General features: G+C 55.9%; 11 protein-coding genes and 1 pseudogene. 6 read left to right on the top strand and 6 right to left on the bottom strand.

Going from position 1 to position 15,779, the window contains the following annotated elements; translation table 11 throughout:
- Positions 1 to 229 precede the first annotated feature (229 nt).
- A complete protein-coding gene (locus tag AC1RJ3_RS05440; RefSeq protein WP_493077818.1) occupies positions 230 to 1,648 on the top strand; it encodes an amino acid permease in 1,419 nt (472 codons plus the stop codon).
- 222 nt (positions 1,649 to 1,870) lie between these two features.
- Here AC1RJ3_RS05440 and AC1RJ3_RS05435 read toward each other — a convergent pair whose 3' ends face one another.
- Positions 1,871 to 2,995 carry an OpgC family protein gene (locus AC1RJ3_RS05435; RefSeq protein WP_493077816.1) on the bottom strand — a complete coding sequence of 375 codons (1,125 nt, stop codon included), beginning with the start codon at positions 2,993 to 2,995 and terminating at the stop codon, positions 1,871 to 1,873.
- A 171-nt stretch (positions 2,996 to 3,166) separates the two neighbouring features.
- Here AC1RJ3_RS05435 and AC1RJ3_RS05430 point away from each other — a divergent pair, with 171 nt between their 5' ends.
- The 5 genes from AC1RJ3_RS05430 to AC1RJ3_RS05410 all read left to right on the top strand — a co-directional run bounded on the left by AC1RJ3_RS05430 (position 3,167) and on the right by AC1RJ3_RS05410 (position 9,499).
- Positions 3,167 to 3,670, top strand: a complete 504-nt coding sequence (locus AC1RJ3_RS05430) for a GtrA family protein (RefSeq protein ID WP_493077814.1) — start codon at positions 3,167 to 3,169, stop codon at positions 3,668 to 3,670.
- The gene (locus AC1RJ3_RS05425) at positions 3,667 to 4,605 is read left to right on the top strand and encodes a glycosyltransferase family 2 protein (RefSeq protein WP_054595849.1); all 939 of its coding nucleotides are present in this window, start codon (positions 3,667 to 3,669) and stop codon (positions 4,603 to 4,605) included. The genes AC1RJ3_RS05430 and AC1RJ3_RS05425 overlap by 4 nt, the downstream gene beginning before the upstream one ends.
- Complete coding sequence (locus tag AC1RJ3_RS05420; protein ID WP_493077811.1) at positions 4,602 to 6,107, top strand: glucosyltransferase domain-containing protein; 1,506 nt, start codon at positions 4,602 to 4,604, stop codon at positions 6,105 to 6,107. Before AC1RJ3_RS05425 ends, AC1RJ3_RS05420 begins: the two co-directional genes overlap by 4 nt.
- A 77-nt stretch (positions 6,108 to 6,184) precedes the next feature.
- Positions 6,185 to 7,624, top strand: a complete 1,440-nt coding sequence (locus tag AC1RJ3_RS05415; protein ID WP_493077809.1) for a glycosyltransferase family 39 protein — start codon at positions 6,185 to 6,187, stop codon at positions 7,622 to 7,624.
- A gap of 174 nt (positions 7,625 to 7,798) precedes the next feature.
- Positions 7,799 to 9,499: a glycosyltransferase family 39 protein gene (locus AC1RJ3_RS05410; protein WP_493077806.1), complete on the top strand. Its 1,701-nt coding sequence runs from the start codon at positions 7,799 to 7,801 to the stop codon at positions 9,497 to 9,499.
- On the opposite strand, the gene AC1RJ3_RS05405 is transcribed toward AC1RJ3_RS05410, so the two are convergent.
- The 5 genes and pseudogenes from AC1RJ3_RS05405 to AC1RJ3_RS05385 form a co-directional block, all read right to left on the bottom strand.
- Entirely contained in the window at positions 9,446 to 11,056 is a 1,611-nt protein-coding gene (locus AC1RJ3_RS05405; protein WP_493077804.1) for an FMN-binding glutamate synthase family protein, read from the bottom strand. The two genes, AC1RJ3_RS05410 and AC1RJ3_RS05405, sit on opposite strands and share 54 nt — an antisense overlap.
- Before the next feature lie 246 nt (positions 11,057 to 11,302).
- Positions 11,303 to 11,482: pseudogene (locus AC1RJ3_RS05400) on the bottom strand (response regulator transcription factor); the annotation flags it as partial.
- Positions 11,483 to 11,580: 98 nt separating this feature from the next.
- Entirely contained in the window at positions 11,581 to 12,987 is a 1,407-nt protein-coding gene (locus AC1RJ3_RS05395; RefSeq protein WP_054595855.1) for an ATP-binding protein, read from the bottom strand.
- On the bottom strand, positions 12,984 to 14,795 hold the full coding sequence (locus AC1RJ3_RS05390; RefSeq protein ID WP_493077801.1) for a DAHL domain-containing protein: 1,812 nt from the start codon (positions 14,793 to 14,795) through the stop codon (positions 12,984 to 12,986). Before AC1RJ3_RS05390 ends, AC1RJ3_RS05395 begins: the two co-directional genes overlap by 4 nt.
- Positions 14,792 to 15,751 (bottom strand): cytochrome-c peroxidase, encoded by a 960-nt coding sequence (locus AC1RJ3_RS05385; protein WP_493077799.1) that lies wholly within the window; start codon positions 15,749 to 15,751, stop codon positions 14,792 to 14,794. Before AC1RJ3_RS05385 ends, AC1RJ3_RS05390 begins: the two co-directional genes overlap by 4 nt.
- Positions 15,752 to 15,779: the final 28 nt, after the last annotated feature.

Below are 15,779 nucleotides of genomic sequence, written 5' to 3'. Positions count from 1 at the left end.
CCTCCGCAAGGACCGCTTTTGCCGAGAGTTCTGGCTGAATCTTGTCGTTTATATAGTGAAAAGCCCTACGTTTAGCTTTTTATACTGCACGCCCCGCTGATCTTGCAGGTTTTGTCCTACAAGACGTATCTACCCATGAAGTGGATCCGGTTTCAGGAGGTTCAGGCTTATCGGTCTGTCCCTAGACACTCGGTGGCTATATCCAATAACAAGATGAGGTTTGTACCCTATGACCGTTGGCAATCACCTGCCCCACGGCGAGACCGCTCAGGGCGGTCCGCTCAAACGCGAACTCGGCGAACGGCATATTCGCTTGATGGCGCTCGGCGCCTGTATCGGTGTCGGTCTGTTCCTCGGTTCAGCCAAGGCCATCGAAATGGCCGGCCCGGCAATCATGCTGTCTTACATCATCGGTGGTCTGGCGATCCTGGTGATCATGCGCGCCCTTGGCGAAATGGCGGTGCACAACCCGGTCGCCGGCTCGTTCAGTCGTTACGCACAAGATTATCTCGGCCCGTTGGCGGGCTTCCTCACGGGCTGGAACTACTGGTTCCTGTGGCTGGTGACCTGCGTCGCGGAAATTACCGCGGTGGCGGTGTACATGGGCATCTGGTTCCCCGATGTGCCGCGCTGGATCTGGGCGCTGGCAGCACTGGTAAGCATGGGCTCGATCAATCTGATCGCGGTCAAGGCCTTCGGTGAGTTCGAGTTCTGGTTCGCCCTGATCAAGATCGTCACCATTATTGCAATGGTGGTCGGCGGTGTCGGTGTGATCGCCTTCGGTTTCGGCAACGACGGCGTTGCGCTGGGGATTTCCAACCTGTGGAGCCATGGCGGCTTCATGCCCAATGGCGTGCAGGGCGTATTGATGTCCCTGCAAATGGTGATGTTCGCCTACCTGGGTGTCGAGATGATCGGCCTCACGGCCGGTGAAGCGAAGAACCCGCAGAAGACTATTCCGAATGCCATCGGCTCGGTGTTCTGGCGCATCCTGCTGTTCTACGTCGGCGCGCTGTTCGTGATTCTGTCGATCTACCCGTGGAACGAAATCGGCACTCAGGGCAGTCCGTTTGTGATGACCTTCGAGCGCCTGGGCATCAAGACCGCTGCCGGCATCATCAACTTCGTGGTGATTACTGCCGCGCTGTCGTCCTGCAACGGCGGCATCTTCAGCACCGGGCGCATGCTTTACAGCCTGGCGCAGAACGGCCAGGCCCCGGCCGGTTTCGCCAAAACCTCGAACGGTGTGCCGCGTCGCGCCTTGTTGCTGTCGATCGGCGCGCTGCTGCTGGGCGTGTTGCTCAACTACCTGGTGCCGGAAAAAGTCTTTGTCTGGGTCACCGCCATCGCGACCTTCGGTGCGATCTGGACCTGGGTGATGATCCTGCTGGCGCAGCTCAAGTTCCGCAAAGGCCTGAGCCCGGCTGAACGTGCCGCTCTCAAGTACCGCATGTGGCTGTACCCGGTGAGTTCCTACCTGGCGCTGGCGTTCCTGGTGATGGTGGTTGGTCTGATGGCCTACTTCCCGGACACCCGCGTCGCACTGTACGTGGGACCTGCATTCCTGGTGCTGCTGACGGTGCTGTTTTATGTGTTCAAGCTGCAGCCGACCGGTGTTCCGCAAGCTGCGGTGCGCACGGCGTCGTAAGCGGCGAGCGCAGTAAAGAAAAAGCCCCGGTCGCAAGATCGGGGCTTTCTCGTTTCGGTTGGGACAACGCGATTTACCTGTGGCGAGCGAGCTTGCTCGCGCTGGAGTGCGTAGCACTCCCAAACCTGTGGTCTGTCAGGTAAATCGTGTTTATCTATTCTGCGGCGGCTTCGCCCCCGAGCGGGAGCACGCTCCCTCGCCACAGATGTGCGCTTTGATCATCTAAACCGCGGCCACTTGCGCCGGCCGGTTCAGCCGTTTGTTCCAATCCAGCCACGCCGCCAGTACCGCCATCAATCCCGCCCCCAACAGGGCGCTGAAAGTCTGCATGACCAACGCATCCCCGGCCAGCGAGTTGAGCATGTCCGCCAGCGGTGCCAGCAGCACGCCCAGGCAAAACACTTCCAGCGAGTAACGGCCCATGCGGCAGCTTTGCCGCGCCAGCCAGTTTTGCGTCCAGCCGCTGTTGGGCAAGAGCTTGGCGATGACGTATGCCAGCGCCAAAAAGTGCAGCAGCCGCGCCGGTGACAAGTTGGTCTTGCTGATCGGGTACAGCCATTCGCCCAGCATCCGGGGCATGAACGCGTCATGCACCGTTGGCCAATTCCACGACACTGCGATCAGCCCGGTGATCAGCAGATAGGTCGCTGCCGCAACAAACAGTGGCTGCCGGGGCAAGGTGCGGGTGTCCGGCAAAGCGGGGCGCTGACCGTGAATTGCCGCTGCACCACCGAGGATAAACAGCAACTGCCAGGCCATCGGATTGAAGAACCACACGCCACCGTCGGTGGCCGCCAGGTTCCATTGAAACCACGGCGCCAGCATGTACAGCACCACCGACAACCCGACCACGTACTCGGCCTTGCGCAGCAGCATCGGCAGCATCAGCGGTAGCCCGAGCAACAGCAGAATGTACAACGGCAACGGGTCCATCAGGTTGGGTTTGAAGCGCAGCAGCAACTCATCGACCAAGGCCTGCTGCGGGTTGCTGAGGAAATATTGCAGGCCCATTTCCTGCACCAGGTCACGGGTTTCCACGTGGCTGTTGGCGAAGAACACGATGCCCATCAGCACCGCCAACAGAAAGATATGCACCACGTACAGCAACCAGGCGCGACGGAGGATTTTTACCGTGGCCACCAGCAAGCCATCGCGTCGGGCAATCTTGCCGTAGGCCAGCACCGCCGCGTAGCCCGCCAGAAACACGAAGATTTCCGCCGCATCGCTGAAACCGAAATTGCGCACCGTGAAATGGGCAAGGGGGTTGTGTGGCACGTGATCCCAGAAAATGAAGATCAGTGCCAGTCCGCGAAAGAAATCGATACGAAGGTCGCGTCCTTGGGTCATGACAACGGGCTCTTGAACAGATGTGAATAAAGGGTGGTCAGCGGGGCAAAAGACTGTGCGCCGCACATCGGCGGCGCGCAGGGTGGCGCGATTTGGCGGCAATTGCAAAGGCCGGATATTACCGGATGTCTCAGCGGCGAACGGAGCGGGTTGGGGGCGTATCTCTGAACGTTGAAGCGCGTCGCTAGAACAGCATTTTTAGCCATTGGTCTATTTGTTGACTGGAAAATAGACAAGCGGACCAAGGGTGCCAAGCTTTCAACTGGGCAGGTGTTCAGACTGGAAACAAACGCAATGGACATGAGAGCCGCATTTCACGGTTTCCCCAGATTCGTGTCGGTTGGCCTGCTTAATACGTTGATTCACTGGTCGACGTTTTTTGTTCTGCACACCGTCATGGGATTTCGTCAGGCACCCAGTAACTTCGTGAGCTTTTGCCTGGCCGTTTCTTTTTCCTTTTATGCCAATGCGCGATACACCTTCAAACAAAGAACCAGTGTTCTACGGTATGTGCTGTTTGTCGGGTTCATGGGTGTATTAAGTTATGGCGTGGGGTATGGGGCGGATCAGTTACTGCTGCCAGGGTTGGTGACGTTGGTGGTCTTCTCGGGTATCAGCCTGGTCTGCGGTTTTTTTTACTCGAAATATTTCATCTTTCGGGGGCGTGAGCAGTGAAGATCTCGCTGATTGTTCCCGTGTTCAATGAAGAGCAGGCGATTAACCTGTTTTATCAGGCGGTTCGTCAGGAACTGTCGATCGCTGATTGTGACGTCGAGATCGTGTTCATCAATGACGGCAGTTCCGACCAGACGGCAGCGCAGGCCAAAGCCATCGCATTGGCTGACGAGCATGTGCTGGTGATCAATTTTTCACGCAATTTCGGCAAGGAGCCCGCGTTATTTGCCGGGTTGGAGTACGCCACCGGCGATGCGGTGATACCGATGGATGTCGATTTGCAGGACCCGATCAATGTGATCCCCTTGTTGGTCCGGGAATGGCAGAACGGGGCGGATGTGGTACTTGCCAAGCGCCATGATCGCACCGCCGACAGTTATATGAAGCGGCACAGCGCGGCACTGTTCTATCACCTGTTGAACCGGATCGCTTATACCCGGATAGAAGAGAACGTCGGTGATTTTCGGTTGATGGACCGCAAGGTCGTGAACGTGATTCGCACGCTCCCGGAACACCGGTTATTCATGAAGGGCATTCTCTCGTGGGCGGGGTTCAATACCGCCGTCGTCGAATACGAACGGGCCGAGCGCGTGGCGGGTACCACCAAGTTCAATCTCTGGAAACTCTGGAATCTGGCGCTGGAAGGGATTACGTCTTTTAGTACAGTGCCCTTGCAGTTGTGGACGTATGTCGGTAGCGCGATTTCCCTGTTTGCAATTCTCTATGCCATTTACATGGTGCTGGACAAGATTTTCTTCGGCAATAACGTGCCAGGTTACCCTTCGTTGATGACCGCGATTTTATTCCTGGGGGGGGTTCAACTGATCGGTATTGGCATATTGGGTGAGTATGTGGGTCGGATCTATATTGAATCGAAACACCGACCGAGGTACGTGGTGAAAGATATTGTGGGTGGCAAAGGAGTGCCGAAATGAAGGTGGCGAGTGTATTGAGCAGGGCGTTGTCCGGTCGTGAAGTGTTTGTGCTTTTTTTACTTGCCACTCTTGTTTATATACTCCCTCTGATACTGGTCGATTATTACTATATAGATGATAACTGGCGCTCCTTGGCGGCCGGTACTGGCTGGGCGGGACAGGGACGGTTACTGGTCGAACTGTTTTACAACACCTTGAGCTTCACCTCGGGCGCGCCCGATCTGTTCCCCTTACCCTTGCTGATCGCCACGCTTGCCATGGCGTTTGCCTTGATGAAACTGACGATGCATTACTACAAAACACCGACTGTTTCATGCTGTCTGGTGCTCCTGCCACTGTGGTACAACCCGTTTTTTCTACAGAGTTTATCGTATCAATATGACGGGCCGGCAACGGCGTTGAGCCTGGTGGCGGTGATCTATGCGGTGGCATTTCAACATAAAGCTGGCGTCGTTCAGGTACTGGTGCCTGGCGCATTGATTGCGGTGGGGCTCAGCTTGTATCAACTGAGTATCAATGTGTTTTTGGGGCTGTGCTGCATCGAGTTCGTGAGAGCTCTTGATAATAAGGAGTCCCTTGCCTGTTTATTATCAATCGCAGGAGTGAAAGCCTTGCAGTTGGTTGCAGGCTTGATCATTTATTTTTTGTTGGCCTATCCACTCATGAGCCATGAGCGCCTGGAAATGATTCCGTTCAATACGAGCGGGCTGTTGCTGATCCTGAATAATGTAGGCGTATTAGTTGGAAAAATCGGATTGCTGTTTCAGGGAGGGAATCGTTGGCTGGCGTGGATGGTGGTGGTGTTTGCGGTTGTTGGAGGCGGGCGGGTTGGGCGAAATATTATCCAGGGGAAAGAAACGTCGTTAAATAAGATGCTTTTGTTTTTTTTGTATGTGCTGATGGTTTTATTCCTGGTTTTTCTGGTGTCAGGTTCGGCCCTGTTGTTCAGGTTTTTCAATGAAGGTGCCAGAACCCTAATGGGCTTTGGTGTGTTGCTGGTATTTTTGTTTTATCTGGCTCATCAGTGGTTAGTAACGGTTGATGCCAGGCTCGGTGTTGTATTGATTGTGCCGTTGCTGAGTATGCTGTCGATGTCATATGCGTATGGGCGGGTACTGAATCTGCAAAAAGAATTTGGACTGAACGCTGAATTCAATATGGCCTATGATATTTCTTCACATCAAGGCTTGCGCGATGCGAAGCGGATATACATGGCAATCAGCTATTCAAACAGTTGGTTGCTCAGCGCCAGGGGAAGTTTTGAAAAGATCCCGGTGCTGAAATACATACTCAATATTGATTTTTACATGCTGTCTGAAAATCTGCTCAGGGAGGGAATTACCAATGTCGTTATCGAAAATGAACGGAAAAATGCGACGCTGGTAGGGTATCAACGGTACACGCCCGTGGTGGACAGCAAATTTTACTCTATGTACGTAATTGGCGATTATGGCTTTATCGTTATGAAGGAAGTGCCCTCTTCTGGAGAGGATAAGTGGTAAGCCGGGTTAACCATTCGAGTGCCCGCACTCTCCAGAGCACGTGCTGGATACTGCTGATTATTCTCGTGGCGGCAGGGGTGCGTTTTTACGCCTTGAGCAAACCCGCTGTCTGGGCCGATGAAGGGTTTACCTTGCTGTTGAGTTCATATTCGCCCTCCCAAATCCTGTTCCATACGGCCCGGGATGTGCACCCGCCGCTGTACTATCTGTTGTTGCATGAATGGATGAATGTGTTCGGAACTGGCGTTTTTGCTGCCCGAAGCCTGAGCGCGCTGGCGGACGTCGTTACCGTCGGGCTGGGCATCTGGCTGGTTCGTCTGGTCAGTACGCGACGGGCGGCGATGCTCGCCGGAACCATGTTGGCGTTACTGCCCATAGCGGTACGCTACAGTCAGGAAATTCGCATGTATGCGTTGCTTGCGCTGTTAATGGTTAGCGCAACGATTGCTTTCGTCTACTGGGTAAAAGGCTCAGGCAGTCATTGGCCGCTTGCCATCTATACGTTACTGATGGTCGCAGGATTTTATACTCACTATTTTGCCGCTGTGTGTATGGCGGCACACTGGGCCTGGCTTTTGGTATTGAGGTTTCAACGCGTAGCACAACAAAGACAGTTGCTAGCGCCTGCATGGTGGCTGGCCAATGGGGCGGTCGTTTTACTGTTCATGCCCTGGGTGCCGAGCCTGATGAACCAGTTAAAGTTTTCCGGCTTTAACTGGATAGCGCCGCTGGATGTTCCTACGGTGGTTTCAGCGTTCTGGCAGTTTGTGAGTTATAGCGATGGGCCAAAAGAATCAATCTGGCTGTTCTACAGTGTGCCGTTATTGATGCTGCTGGTGTCGGCGGTCATTGTCATGCGGGACACGAGTGAGAAAAGATTCAGCACGCTGCTCGTTATCTATACCTGGTTCCCGTTGGTATTGATTGCAGGGGTCTCACTGGTTCGGCCACTGTTTATATATCGTTATTTTGTGTTTGCTGCGTTGGGCTTTCCGATGATCCTGGCGATGTCACTGGATGCTCTGTGGGAGCGCGCAAAAACGTTATTTTTTGTCCTGTTGCTACTGATAGTGTCGATGGAAAGTGTCGGGTTATATAACGTTCATCAACGGGGCCATATTGTGTATGCCGAAGTCAACAAGGTCGATGCGTTGGCAGACTACATTAATGCCTTTGCTCGTCCCGATGACGGTGTCGTTGTAGTCAACAGGTTTCTTTACTATCCCTTTGCGTACTACAACAAGACTGGCGTGACACCGATGCTCTATACGCCCCTTCAAAAGGACGGTACTTCCGGACGTCCCGATGGCTATCAAACCTCGACACTGACTCAACAAAACGCAGATAAGGTCTATCTCGATAACCTTGAAACCCTGACACCGGGCTCAGGTCGGGTGTGGGTGCTGGACGGCCGTGGTGACGGGGCGCAGCAGGTCGTTATCCCTGAAAACTGGCGACTGCTCGATACCTTTATCCAAGGGGATGGGGACGTCCGATTATTTTCAGTAAGTCCCTGAATTCCGTGAGGAATCAAAAAAAACCAATCCGGGGCAGCTCCTTTGGCTAGCCTTTACCGATGACTGCAGGCCGTTTTATCGAGAGTGTTTAGCGTAAACACGGATTCACGATGAGGGTAGTCGTCCGTGGACAGGCACCTGTTTCTATCAGGTTTACGTTGTCGGGGAGAAAATATGCGCTTTAAGCGTCGTGACGATACGGGGTTTCTATCCCTGCACTCATCGGTAGAAAGCGGTGGGTGGGTGCTGGTCATGATGCTCGCGATCATTGTTCGGTTTTACTGTATCAACCTTCCTTATTTCTGGACCGATGAAGCGTTCTCGGCATTGGTGGGGGTTCAGTCGCCGGGGCGTATCTGGTTTCACCTGGGGCATGACGTTCATCCGCCGCTGTATTTTCTGGTGCTGCATGCCTGGATGGCGATTTTTGGTGAAGGGGTGTTTGCGATTCGGGCCCTGAGTGCGCTGGCGGGGGTTGCGACAGTCGCGTTGGGCATGTGGCTGATGCGATTGATCAGCACACCGAGGGTGGCCTTGTTGGCTGGGCTGTTTCTGGCCTTGTTACCGATATCCGTTCGCTATAGCCAGGAAGCCCGGATGTATACGCTGGAGGGGGTATGGCTGCTGGGCGCAACGATCGCCTTGGTCTATTGGCTTAAAAGCGCTCGCAACCGATACCTGATGAGCTATCTCGTGCTCATGACGGCCGCGTTATACACCCATTACCTGGCTGTTTTATGTTTGCTGTCTCACTGGCTATACCTCGTTGTCTTGCGTCTTCAGCGAGATAAAACGCTTCATTACCTTTCGCGGCCAACGTGGTGGGGCACGAATGTGGCCATTGTTGTTCTTTATATTCCCTGGTTGATCAGCCTGGGCAATGAACTGTTTTTAAATACGGAGAAGCTGGAGACCGGAGGGGATATTTTCTGGATCCCTGAATTGACGATCTATACGTTACCTTCAGCGGTCTGGAAGTTTTTAACGGTGAAGAGTGGACTGGAGTTTGCCAGCCCGATTTATGTACTGCTTCCGGCGCTGGTATTGGCGTCCGTGGTGTGGGTCGGGTTCAAGGAAAGAAGCCGGTTGAAACTTGAGCTGTTGCTGGTTATCTACGTGCTGTTGCCGGTGTTGATTGTTTTTCTGGTGTCATTCGGTTTTCCCATTTTTGTTGAACGGTACATGGCCTTTGCGGCACTGGGCTTGCCGATGATTGTGGCGTTGGCAATCAGCCGGATAGCACATCGCACGCGTGCCCTGGCGTGGGTGTCGGCCTTGTTGATGATCGGCGTTCAACTCATGGGGTTGAATACAATCTATCAACAACAAGATGATCTGGATGATCCACGCAATGAATCCCAGTATCCGCTCGACGATATTGTGTCGCGTATCAATGAAAATGCGATCGCAGGCGATAACATCATTGTGGATGGCGCGTACTGGTATTACAGCGTTGCTTACTACAATCGCTCCGACATTCAACCAAGGCTGTATCAGGCGCCCTGGGATAGCAGCACGGCTCACCGACCCAACGGTTATGGCGCGTCCACGTTGATTTATCAGGATCGGGATAAGGTCTTTCTCGACAACCTTGTCAGCGTATCGCCCGACATCAAGCGAGTGTGGTGGGTGACATCGACTCGCCTGGCGGATGAAGAAAACCACTTTCCAGGCAATTGGCAGTGCCTGTTCGCGCAAGGCTTGGGGGACATGGAGCTTCGACTCTATGTGACCCGCGCCTGGGCAGAGCAAATCACCACCGCCACCACCACCACCGGCGGTGGCTGTGCTACCCAGCCACCTGATAATCGCGAGTACGCCTTACACGACATTGGCCTCAAAGCTGTCAGCTCGAGCCATTTGCCACATCCGTGAATAGAACTCGCCATTCACTTCCCCGGTCAGCAACTCGCCGGGTTTGAGGAACACGTGCAATTGGGAGAACAGTTTGATCTCCGTCGCTGACATGCGCCGTACCAGGTGTTTGGCCGACAGCTGCGAGGGGTGTTCGAGGCCTGCCGCGGCGAGCATTTCGGCCAAGGCCTTGAGGGTGCTGCGATGGAAGTTGAACACGCGCTGGGCCTTGTCCGGTACCACCAATGCGCGTTGGCGCAGGGTGTCCTGAGTGGCGACGCCGGTCGGGCACTTGTTGGTGTGGCAGCTTTGCGACTGGATGCAGCCGATGGCGAACATGAAACCACGGGCCGAGTTGGCCCAGTCGGCGCCAATCGCCAGGACGCTGGCGATGTCGAAGGCGCTGACGATTTTGCCGCTGGCACCGAGTTTGATCTTGTCCCGCAGGTTCAGGCCCACCAGGGTGTTATGCACGAACAGCAGACCTTCACGCATCGGCACGCCGATGTGGTCGGTGAACTCCACTGGCGCAGCGCCAGTGCCGCCTTCCTTGCCGTCGACCACAATGAAGTCCGGCAGGATGCCGGTTTCCAGCATGGCCTTGGCAATGCCCATGAATTCCCATGGGTGGCCGAGGCAGAACTTGAAGCCCACCGGTTTGCCGCCCGACAGCTCACGCAGTTGCTTGATGAAGTGCATCATTTCGATTGGCGTGGAGAACGCGCTGTGGCGCGATGGCGACACACAGTCCTGGCCCATTCGAACGCCACGCGTGTCGGCAATTTCCTGGGTCACTTTATGCTTGGGCAGAATGCCGCCGTGGCCGGGTTTGGCGCCCTGGCTCATTTTGATTTCGATCATCCGTACCTGCGGGTCCTGAGCCTGGGCGGCAAAGCGTTCCGGGTCGAAGTGTCCGTCGGCGGTGCGGCAGCCAAAGTAGCCGCTGCCCAGTTCCCAGGTCAGGTCGCCACCGTGTTCGCGGTGGTAGGGGCTGATGCTGCCTTCGCCGGTGTCGTGTGCGAAGTTGCCGAGTTTGGCGCCCTGGTTGAGGGCGCGGATCGCGTTGGCGCTCAGCGAGCCGAAGCTCATGGCCGAGATGTTGAAGACTGAGGCCGAGTACGGTTTTGTACATTGCGGGCCACCAACGGTCACCCGGAAACTGCTCGGGTCACTCACGGGGGCCGGGCGCATCGAATGGCCGATAAACTCGAAACCCGACTGGTACACGTCGATCAGCGTGCCAAAGGGTTTGTCGGCACTTTCGTTCTTGGCCCGCGAATAGACCAACGAACGCTGGGCCCGGGAGAAGGGCAGGGCGTCGCTGTCGGATTCGAGCAGGTATTGGCGGATTTCCGGGCGAATGCCTTCGACCAGATAACGGATATTGCCCAGGATCGGGTAGTTGCGGCGTACCGCGTGAGGGCTTTGCAGCAGGTCGAAAATACCCAGCAGGCTCAGCAGCCCAGTGACGATGGAGATTGGCCAGAGCCAGTCGTATTCAAGAAACGGCAGACTGGCGAGGGTGAAGATCACACAGACGGCAAAGAAGGCGTAGCGGCTCAGGAGTGACAGGCTCATACGGTTTCCTTGGGTTCGGACTCAATCAGTTATTGGATCTACTTCGTAGCAGCTGCCGAGCCTGCGAGGCGGCGTCAGAGGCGGACCGCGTTCGGGCGAAGTCCTCGCAAATCTGCGTACGCGGTTTGCCTGAGACAATGCGTTGCATGATTTTACGACCGCTTTGCGGCCGGACGCCGCCTCGCAGGCTCGACAGCTGCTACGGGGGCGGCTCGGCACCTGTGTCAATCGCTGGCCAGCCAGCGACTACGTGTTTTGTGCCCGGAGAAATATCGAAAGCAACTCGGACCGGGATTTGATCCCCAGCTTGCTGTAAATATGTTGCTTATGGACTTTCACGGTTTCGGCAGAGATTCCCAGCTTACGGGCGATTTCCTTGCTGGGGCAACCACTGAGCACCGATCGACCGACGTCCAGCTCTCGGGCCGGTTACGCAGGCGCCAGTGTTTTATTGATCTCGAACCATGAGGTAGTCCCGAAATAGTTGGTCCGGGCTGCCGAAGGCTGCGATCTTTTCTGCGGATTCAGGCTGTGGTTTTTGACTGTCGGATCGGTAGCTCGATCCTAAAGGTGCTGCCCACCCCGACTTCGCTGCGCACGGTAATGTCGCCACGATGCTTTTTCACAATGCCATAGGACAATGACAGGCCTAATCCGGTCCCCTGGCCCACCGGTTTGGTGGTGAAGAAGGGATCAAAGATTTTCTGCAGGCATTCGGGCGCGATGCCCGATCCGGTGTCCGCCACTTCGATCCAGACTTTTTCCCCGGCAACTCCATTACTCAGGGTAATGGTCCCGCGTTCGGGGCCCATGGCCTGGGCGGCGTTGACGATCAGGTTCATGATCACCTGATTGATCTGCGAGGGCAGGCACTCGATCTCGGGAAGCGTCTGGTAGTGCTTGATCACGTCGGCCTTGTACTTGAGTTCGTTGGCGACAATGTTCAGCGTCGAATCAATACCCGTTTGCAGATTGACCGACTGCCACTCCTGGCTGGCGTCTACGCGTGAGAAATCCTTCAGGTCCCTGACGATTTGCCCGACCCGGTTGATGCCGTCCTTGGACTCCTTGATCAGCAGCGGAATATCTTCACGCAGGAAGTCCAGTTCCACGTCTTTACGCAACGTTTGGAGCCGTTCGAGAAGCTCAACGGAGCCAATGGCTTCTTCGGCCCCCTGATAGGCGTCGAGCATGCTCTGCAACTGCTTGAAGTAACCGTCCAGGGCGCCGAGGTTGGAAGAAATGAAGCCGATGGGGTTGTTGATTTCATGGGCCACACCCGCCGCCAATTGCCCCAGGGACGCGAGTTTTTCCGACTGTATCAACTGGCTTTCGAGCTGCTTGCGCTCGTCGATCTCCTGTTGCAGTTCGACGCTCGCTTGCTGGAACTGCCGGGTCCGCCGTTCTACCAGGTGCCCCAACTGATCCAGTTGCACGCTGGCGCGCTCGGTCATGTCCCATTTGCTGGTCAAGGTATTGGCCATTTGCTGGACTTCGATGTTGTCGAAGGGTTTTTTCAGGATCAGCAGCCGGTCGTGGGCCTGCAAGCGATTGAGCAGGTCATCCCAGGAGTAGTCGGAATACGCCGTACAGACCACCACCTGCAAACGCGGATCGGCTTGCCATAAATGCTCGATGGTTTCGGCGCCGTCCCAGCCCTGGGGCATGCGCATGTCGACGAACGCCAGTGCATAGGGGCGATTGTCGTGTTGGGCCTGGACCAGTTTGCTCAAGCCTTCCTGGCCAGCGTAGGCCGAATCCAGTTCGAAGCGGGTGCTCGCCGCTTTGATTTGCGTGCCGAACAGCGCCGACTCCATCTCGTCCAGTTCGCCGTGTTGTGGTAGCTCAGGTGTCAGGATCTTGCGAAAGTCGTCATGGATCGACGGTGTATCGTCGATCAGCAGGATGCGTCGATTCGATGACTGCTTCATGTTTCACCTTCGGCGATTTTCAAGGGGATTTTCAAGGTGAACAGCGCACCTTTTCCCGGACCGTCGCTGTGGGCTGTCAGGTGGCCATTCATCTCGATGGCGGCGAGGGCGCAACTGTGCAGACCAAAACCGTGACCTTCCTTGCGCGTGGTGAAGCCGTGGGCAAAGATCCGGGTCATGTTTTCGGCCGAGATGCCTTCGCCTTCGTCCTTGACGCTGACCTGCAGCGTGGCGTCGTCGACCACCTTGACCCCCAGGGTCATTTCCCGGGGGCGGTCGCTGAGGTCCGACATGGCGTATTTGGCGTTGCTGATCAGGTTGATCAGAATCAGCAACATCCGGTGTTTATCGCCCATGACCTTGGGCACTTCGGCGTAGTCCTTGACCACGGTGACGTGGTGGCGGGTCAGGGCACCCGAGTTCATGCGCAGGGCGTCTTCGAGCAGTTCGCTGACTTGCAGCGGCTCCATCAGGCTGTTGGCCCCGGCGTAGGACTGCTGGGTGGCAACGATGTCCTTGATGTGGTCAACGCTTTTGCTCAATTGCGCCAGTTCGTCGGTAATGCCCTGCTGCTCGAGGGCAATGGCTTCCACCAGTTGATTCAGGTAACCGGGCAGCAATTTGCCTTTTTCGTCTTCGGTGATGAAGTGCCCGAGATCACCCTGATGCTCGTTGATCAGCTGCATCGCCTTGCCCAGCCCCAGCGCCTTGCTGGTGCGCAGTTTGCGGGTGACCAGGTCGGCAGAGATATTCACGCTGTTGAGCACATTGCCGACGTTGTGCAGCACGTTGGTCGCGATCTCGGCCATCCCGGCCTGGCGTGCGGTGTCCAGCAGTTCGCTTTGGGTGTCCTTGAGTTCGCGGGTGCGTTCTTCGACTCGCTGTTCCAGGCTTTCATTAGCCGCTTGCAGGTCCTTGTTGACGCGGTTGATTTCCGCAAAGCTGCGCAGCAGACCATTGGCCAGAAACAGTAGCAACAGCACCAGCAGCGCCGAAAAAACCGCCATGTAGAAGTGGTAGCGTTGATCGACTGCATCGACCAGTTGTTGATCGTTGTCCAGCAGGCTGGTGATGTTGTCCAGGCGCTCGGACACGGGGACTGCCTCGATCCGTTCCAGCAGGCTGTTGACCAGGGGTTGTTCACGCAGGATCAGCGCGATGTGGTTGCTGAGAATCTCCACCGGTGTGTGGAACTCGGCAGGCAGTCGGTCTTTGTTCACCGCCAGTTTATTCAGGCCGAGCAGGATGTCGGCGGCTTTGTCGTCGGACGTGACCTGGGCGAACTCCAGGCCGCTGAGTAGCAGGTCGTAGGTGTCGGTGGCGGTGTTCTGCATTTGCAGTTTGTTGTCGTCCTCAAGGCGTGCGAACTGGTTCTGAATGTCGTCTTCGGCGGCGGGCAGGAACGCCAGTGAATTGCGCAGCACCGCATTGTGTGACTTGAACTGTTCGACCAGCCGGGTCTTTTCCTTGATCGCGTTCAGGTAAGCGTCATGGCTGGTTTGCCACTGTGTCGAGTCGTTGCGACCGTGTCTGGACTCTATCGAGTCGAACCGTTCCCACAGACGGCTCATTTCGCTCAGCGGCGAAACCAGTGGATCGTAGTTGTGGATGAGGGCGATCCGGGCCTTGAGGATCTCGGTTTCCCATTGCGCGTCCAGTTGTTTTATCTGACGGATCAGATCCCGCGATTCGGTATAGGTCGAGGTTTGATCCGAACTGGACTTCAGATACAGGAACAGCAGGATCGAGGCCAGCAAGACGGTCATGCCGGTAAGCAACAGCAAACTGAGTCGACGGGACACTTTCATAATGGTTTGCCTCCCCACTCGCCGGTCAGGGTCTTGAGGAATTTGATGATCAGGGCCTTGTCCTCATCCGAGGGAACGCGTCCCAACTGGAACTTGAACATCACATCAACGGCTTCTTCGAGGGTTTTTGCCGCGCCGTCATGAAAGTACGGCGCATTCACTGCGACGTTGCGCAGGCTGGGGACCTTGAACACGTTGCGGTCTTCTTCATCCTTGGTCACCAGATAACGCCCAAGGTCCGATTCGGTCGGGTTACCCCGCGCCTGGAAGTAGTCGCCCATGACCCCGAGCTTCTGGTACATGTTGCCGCCGATGTTTACCCCTTGGTGGCAGGCAATGCAGCCGTAGTCCTTGAAGCGTTGGTAACCGTATTTTTCGTCGAGGCTGAGAATGTCGGTGTTGCCCTGCAGGTACTGGTCGAAACGCGAATTGGTGCTGAGTAATGTGCGCTCGTAGGTGGCCAGGGCATTTTCCACATTGGCCACCGTAACCCCATTGGGGTAAGCGTTGGCAAACGCCGAGCGATAGGTCGGGTCAGTGGACAGCATTTGCACCACGTGTTCCCAGTTACTGCCCATTTCAGTGGGACTTTCCACCACTGCGTGAATCTGGTCTTCCAGGGTAGCGGCGCGACCGTTCCAGAACTCCCTGAAGTTCAGGCTGGCATTCAGCACGCTGGGGGTGTTGACGACCAGCGGCTTGCCGTCGAAACCGATGGAAAATTGCTTGTTATCGGCACCGCCCTTTTCCAGGTGATGGCAGCTGGCACAGGACAGGCTGTTGTTGACCGACAAGCGCGTTTCATTGAACAGCTGACGACCCAGCTCGACACGCTGAGGGTCTTGCACAGGCACCGGTGGCAGCGGTTTGAGGGGTTCGTCCAAAGGCTCGGCACTCGCCGTCAGGCAGAATCCGAGCATCAACGTGGTGAGCAGCGTGAGTCCATAGGGCGACATCTGATGATTCCTTTGCCGGGTGCCTGCA

The organism is Pseudomonas sp. GW822-FHT04C11 (assembly GCF_058800905.1).
This window is presented reverse-complemented; position numbering and strand designations above follow the sequence as displayed.

Bases quoted from the DNA above. Each gene is read 5' to 3' on its own strand.
- AC1RJ3_RS05385 (WP_493077799.1), bottom strand. From the start codon at position 15,751: ATGTCGCCCTATGGACTCACGCTGCTCACCACGTTGATGCTCGGATTC.
- AC1RJ3_RS05440 (WP_493077818.1), top strand. From the start codon at position 230: ATGACCGTTGGCAATCACCTGCCCCACGGCGAGACCGCTCAGGGCGGT.
- AC1RJ3_RS05435 (WP_493077816.1), bottom strand. From the start codon at position 2,995: ATGACCCAAGGACGCGACCTTCGTATCGATTTCTTTCGCGGACTGGCA.
- AC1RJ3_RS05410 (WP_493077806.1), top strand. From the start codon at position 7,799: ATGCGCTTTAAGCGTCGTGACGATACGGGGTTTCTATCCCTGCACTCA.
- AC1RJ3_RS05390 (WP_493077801.1), bottom strand. From the start codon at position 14,795: ATGAAAGTGTCCCGTCGACTCAGTTTGCTGTTGCTTACCGGCATGACC.
- AC1RJ3_RS05420 (WP_493077811.1), top strand. From the start codon at position 4,602: ATGAAGGTGGCGAGTGTATTGAGCAGGGCGTTGTCCGGTCGTGAAGTG.
- AC1RJ3_RS05405 (WP_493077804.1), bottom strand. From the start codon at position 11,056: ATGAGCCTGTCACTCCTGAGCCGCTACGCCTTCTTTGCCGTCTGTGTG.
- AC1RJ3_RS05395 (WP_054595855.1), bottom strand. From the start codon at position 12,987: ATGAAGCAGTCATCGAATCGACGCATCCTGCTGATCGACGATACACCG.